At 60.6% G+C, this 4,612-nt stretch carries 7 protein-coding genes; 2 read left to right on the forward strand and 5 right to left on the reverse strand.

Annotated elements, in window-relative coordinates; genetic code table 11:
• The coding region (locus WA989_RS17100; RefSeq protein ID WP_424341687.1) for a nuclear transport factor 2 family protein at positions 1–391 on the reverse strand (391 nt) is incomplete at its 3' end.
• A gap of 114 nt (positions 392–505) precedes the next feature.
• On the opposite strand from WA989_RS17100, the gene WA989_RS17105 reads away from it, so the two are divergent.
• Together WA989_RS17105 and pdxH are read left to right on the forward strand one after the other, a co-directional pair.
• Entirely contained in the window at positions 506–1,264 is a 759-nt protein-coding gene (locus tag WA989_RS17105) for an SDR family NAD(P)-dependent oxidoreductase (RefSeq protein WP_424341693.1), read from the forward strand.
• A 24-nt stretch (positions 1,265–1,288) separates the two neighbouring features.
• Positions 1,289–1,957 (forward strand): pyridoxamine 5'-phosphate oxidase, encoded by a 669-nt coding sequence (gene pdxH / locus WA989_RS17110; RefSeq protein ID WP_424341688.1) that lies wholly within the window; start codon positions 1,289–1,291, stop codon positions 1,955–1,957.
• A 3-nt stretch (positions 1,958–1,960) separates the two neighbouring features.
• Here pdxH and WA989_RS17115 read toward each other — a convergent pair whose 3' ends face one another.
• From WA989_RS17115 to WA989_RS17130, 4 genes are all read right to left on the reverse strand, one after another.
• On the reverse strand, positions 1,961–2,833 hold the full coding sequence (locus WA989_RS17115) for a fatty acid desaturase (RefSeq protein ID WP_424341689.1): 873 nt from the start codon (positions 2,831–2,833) through the stop codon (positions 1,961–1,963).
• A 3-nt stretch (positions 2,834–2,836) separates the two neighbouring features.
• Entirely contained in the window at positions 2,837–3,031 is a 195-nt protein-coding gene (locus WA989_RS17120; protein ID WP_424341690.1) for a hypothetical protein, read from the reverse strand.
• 232 nt (positions 3,032–3,263) lie between these two features.
• The gene (locus tag WA989_RS17125; RefSeq protein ID WP_424341691.1) at positions 3,264–3,728 is read right to left on the reverse strand and encodes a glyoxalase superfamily protein; all 465 of its coding nucleotides are present in this window, start codon (positions 3,726–3,728) and stop codon (positions 3,264–3,266) included.
• Positions 3,729–3,937: 209 nt separating this feature from the next.
• A partial coding sequence (locus WA989_RS17130) for a glycerophosphodiester phosphodiesterase family protein (protein ID WP_424341692.1) occupies positions 3,938–4,612 on the reverse strand: 675 nt, incomplete at its 5' end.

Genomic DNA, 4,612 nt, shown 5'->3' on the forward strand with positions numbered 1-4,612 from the left:
CCCCATCTTCGCTGGTCCAGGAGACGGTCTCGACGGCTTCGATACCGGTCTCAGTGATGCGGACATCCGAAAGAAGGCTCGTGGTCGTCTGGCCGTTTTCGAAATAGGCGCTCACGTCTTTAACAAGCGCATCCTTGCCGGACGCGATCAGAACCATCTCTCCGTCGTCCTCGGCATACCATTCGATTTCCGGATGCATGAGCGCCGCCATCGCGTCGATATCTCCCCTGTTATAGGCGTTCGTATAGGCTTCGGCGATGCTTGCGGCAGACCGCATGTCGCTGGCCGATGGCTCAGCCGGAGACGTTTCGGGCTGGCAGGCGGCGATCAGCGTCACCGATGCCAACAGGGCGGTGATGAATGCGTGCCTTCTGATTGATCCTGCTTGCATCGCTCTCGTCCCGTCTTGCCCAAGCGGGGAAGCGTAGACCCCGCACCGCCGCATTGCAAAGCGCGGCAAAGGGAATAGGTTCTCGCCCAAACAGCAAGAGGAGACGTGACGAAGATGACGTATGACTTTTCAGGCAAGAATGCCGTGGTCACTGGCGCGAGCCGCGGCATTGGTGAAGCGATTGCGCGCACGCTTGCAGAAGGGGGCGCCCGTGTCGCGCTGGTCGCGCGCAATACCGATGCGCTCGACAAGATCGCCGCGGACCTGCCCAATAATCCCGTCGTCTTCCATGCCGACCTTGGGTCCAGCGATGGCTGGAAAGCGCTTGCCGAAGCGATTGTCGAACAGCTCGGGCCGGTCGATATCCTGGTCAACAATGCAGGGGTAAGCGTCCATGAGCCGGCCGGAAAGGTCACTGAGGACGGCCTCGACAACACGCTGAATGTGAACGTGAGAAACCTCATTCTCCTTACAGATGCGCTGACCGAAAGCCTGAAATCGCGCAAGGGCTGTGTGGTCAATATCTCGTCTGTTTCGGCGAGCACGGGCAGCGTCGGCCAGATCGCCTATTCGGCGTCCAAGGGCGCGGTCAATTCGATGACGCGGAACATGTCGATCGATCTCGGCCGCTCCGGCGTGCGCGTGAATGCGGTGGCCCCCGGCGTGATCGATGGCGGCATGTGGAAGACCGCCTTCGCCAGCGGACGCGTCGACCGGGAAAAGACAATGGAGCGGATGAGCAAGATCCTTCCCCTTGAAGGGCGCTGGGGCAGCGCCCAGAATATTGCCGATGCGGTCGCTTTCCTCGCCTCCGACAAGGCCGACTATATTACCGGCCAGGTGTTGCGCGTGGATGGCGGCATTCTCGCTTAGAGACCGAAACCAGGATCTGAGGCCATGACCGACAACACTTCCTCCGATGTCATCCCGCCAAGCCCGAGCGATGCCGACTATAAGGACAGCGCAGGCAATTTTCTGATTGCCAATGCGGCCGATCCCATCGCGCTCTTCAACGCCTGGATGGCCGAAGCGCGCGAGAGCGAGCCGAGCGATTCCAACGCTATGTCGCTGGCTACGGTGGACACGGACGGACGCCCGGATGTGAGGGTCGTCCTGCTGAAGAGCATCTCTGAGGAAGGCTTTGCCTTCTACACCAATTTCGACAGCGCAAAGGGCGACCAGCTCAAGGCCAATCCGGTCGCTGCGCTTGGTTTTCACTGGAAATCGCTTTCGCGGCAGATTCGCGTGCGTGGGGAAATCGTCTCCGTTCCGGGCGAGGAGGCTGACCTCTATTTCGCGTCACGCGCGAGGGACAGCCGGATCAGCGCGATTGCGTCAGACCAGTCACGCCCGCTTCCGTCCCGCGATGTGTTCGAAGAGAGAATCAAGGCGCTGCAGGTCGATTATGAGGGCCGTGAGGACATTCCGCGCCCTGCCCATTGGGGCGGGTACCGGCTCGTGCCGGCGAGTATCGAGTTCTGGCAGGCCCAGGCCTTCCGCATGCATGACAGGCTGAAATTCACGAAGAAAGCCGGCGTCTGGACGTCCGAGCGGCTTTATCCCTGAAAGCTAGAGCTCGTCGACGCGCGTACCCTGGGCTTCGAGGATCGGCTTCATCTCCCAGTACGCCATGGGTGTCCTGTAAAGCGGGATGCGCGGATGCAGGTGATGGACGACGTGAAACTGCATGCCCATCGAGCCGAGATTGCCGAGCAGGGCGGTAAAGCTGCGCGTATTGCGGTAGCGCCGCGTTTCTTTCGCCGGGTGGTGCGGCGCCCAGCTCAGATAATACTGGATATAAGTGTAGGCGAGGTGGCGTGGTAGCCACCAGAGAAGCGCGGCCTCGATAGCATAACCTGACCAGGCAAGCGTGATCAGGATCGTATAGAAGCCGAGATTGTAGAGCACAGCGTCAAACAGCACGTCACGGCGTTTGAGGCGGATGAGGGCGGTGCCATAGGCGTTCATGCCGCCCTTGGCGCGCGGCTGGCGATTCTTGATCGAGGTCCAGATCGCCTGCCAGGGGCCGTCGGCGCGGGTCGAGATATCCGGGTCGAGCGCCTCGTCATTGGTGTGGCGGTGATGCTGGAGATGGGTCACGCGTGCGACGCGATAGGGCAGGGCGAGGGGTATGGTCGACATGTGGCCGACCAGTTCGTTCAGCCATCTGAGATTCGAGCCGGGCCGGGCAATGATGTCGTGCTGCGCCTCGTGAGAGGGCAGATAGCAGAGCGCGATCGAAACGGTCGCCAGAGTAAAGGCTGCCCAGAGCGGAAAGTTTGCAAAGATGACGAGCGGCCAGAGCGCCAGCCAGAACGCGAAATTGGCGAAGCTCCACGTCACGGCGAGCCATGGAAACTTGCCGATATGCTTGCGGGCAATATCGCGCTCCATACGGGCAAGCTCAGCAGGGCTCAGATCTGATAGTTTTCTGTCGGACATCGTCTAGATCCAGCTCCCCCTGATTTGTGCCGGAATGCCGAGCGCGCTCGCAACCAGCAGACCAGCCATCAGCGGCGACAGGCCAAACGGCATCGTCCAGCCGGCCTGGCCGATGATCTGCGCTGTCAACGGCATGATAAAGCCGTAAGCAAAGATCAGCGGTCCGAAATAGAAGACTGACCGAATGAGTCTGACCAATTGGTATTCCCCGCCCCGCAAACGTTATAGACAGTGTTGATGCCGCAGCAGATCCCAACGTCGGTGCTGCCTGTCCCTCGACCCCGAAAAGTATGAGATCTTAGTTTTAACAAATCGTAAGAGCACTCAATTTAAACTTCAGGATCGGCAGAAAATAAACCAGGGGTTTTGTTGCTGCATCAGGGCCGGGCGGGCGGCCTCCTCATGCCGTCAGAGGCCGCCCGCCCATCCGTTATACGATCAGGGCATCTTCAGGCTGAACCACGAGGTGTGGGACGCCGTCGCTCGTCTTGTTCCAGGAGACGCCATCCTCGGAAATCATCGCGCTGACGCGCTGGCGAAGTCCGGAAAAGCTTTCAAATTCCACCACATCGACCGGCGTGTCGAAATGGAGGGTGACTTCATATCCGATGCCGCCCGCAAGTTCGCGCACAGCGTGGACGCGCCCTTCGAAAGGCTGCTTGAGATAGTGGCCCGAAACACGGTCACCGACCTGAAGCGGCACTTCCGGCTGATTGGACAGGCGCGCCGAGGCTGTATTCCAGTCCCGGTAGCCAAGTTCATGCGCAACTTTCTCGAGCGCTTTGGCGTGGCTGATCGATTGGCCTGCGGCGGCCAGTTCAGAACGGAGCTGTCTCGCGCGCGCCTTGGCTTGCTCGCGAGTTCTCGCAGGTTTGGGTGTGGGGCTGTCGGGCATAGCTCGACCTTTCTATAGCAGGCCGGTCCAGAGGGGCAGGTATTCGCATTGCTGTCAGGACCGGTCTTCCAGAAGAAGGGTCTTTAGCAGGATCAGGCCGATCGCCTGGAGATCTTCACCATCAGGACAGGCCTGGCGAATAGCGGGCGTCTCTCACCACTGGCGCGGCAAGTAGGTCCAGCGCGGCGTGGTGTCAAGATGACAGCGCTTTATTCTGCCTTGATGAAGCAGGCCTGATTGGCACGGTCTACCGCGCCGCCGATCGTGCCCTCCAGCTCCATCAGCCGGTAAGGCGTATCGGTGGCCAGCATGACGAGGCCAGCTTCGACGAGGTCTTCATATTCGGACGGGTCGCCATCCGCCCAGTATTGATCATCGAGACGTTCGCCGGCCCGGCCGAGCGTGCCGAAAGCGCTTTCGATGTCCTTGCTGGCAAGCCCGCGCCATTTGCCGGGACTGGGACGGCGGGTGCCCGTCCAGGCGATAAGGCGTTCCGGATCAAGACCGGCCTCGATCATCGCGGCTTCGTGGTCGCGATTGCCGATGCCGGCCGTCATCATGACGTCAGGGGCAAGCTCTGCAATCATCAGCGCTTCTTCGTCAGTATAGCTGATCAGGATGACGTTGTTCTCGGCGCCGGCTTCGCGGACCTTTTCGAGGATATTGCGAAAGCTCGTCGTTTCTTTGCGGTCAAGCTCCAGGATCGCGCCGGTCTGCCGGGCCCAGACAAGCGCTTCGTCAAGCGTCGGGGGCGTAAACGCCGTAACCGTGCCGTCATTATCGACAAGGCGCATCCTGGCAATTTCTGCCCAGTCCGTGCCAGCGACGGCGCCTGAGCCGGTCGTCGTGCGGCCAAGCGAGCGGTCGTGCATGAGGAACAGCGT

Origin of the sequence: Henriciella sp., assembly GCF_049649345.1 — a bacterium.
Lineage (GTDB): Bacteria > Pseudomonadota > Alphaproteobacteria > Caulobacterales > Hyphomonadaceae > Henriciella.

Coding starts and splice junctions, on each gene's coding strand:
- WA989_RS17105 (WP_424341693.1), top strand. CDS start 506: ATGACGTATGACTTTTCAGGCAAGAATGCCGTGGTCACTGGCGCGAGC.
- pdxH (WP_424341688.1), top strand. CDS start 1,289: ATGACCGACAACACTTCCTCCGATGTCATCCCGCCAAGCCCGAGCGAT.
- WA989_RS17115 (WP_424341689.1), bottom strand. CDS start 2,833: ATGTCCGACAGAAAACTATCAGATCTGAGCCCTGCTGAGCTTGCCCGT.
- WA989_RS17125 (WP_424341691.1), bottom strand. CDS start 3,728: ATGCCCGACAGCCCCACACCCAAACCTGCGAGAACTCGCGAGCAAGCC.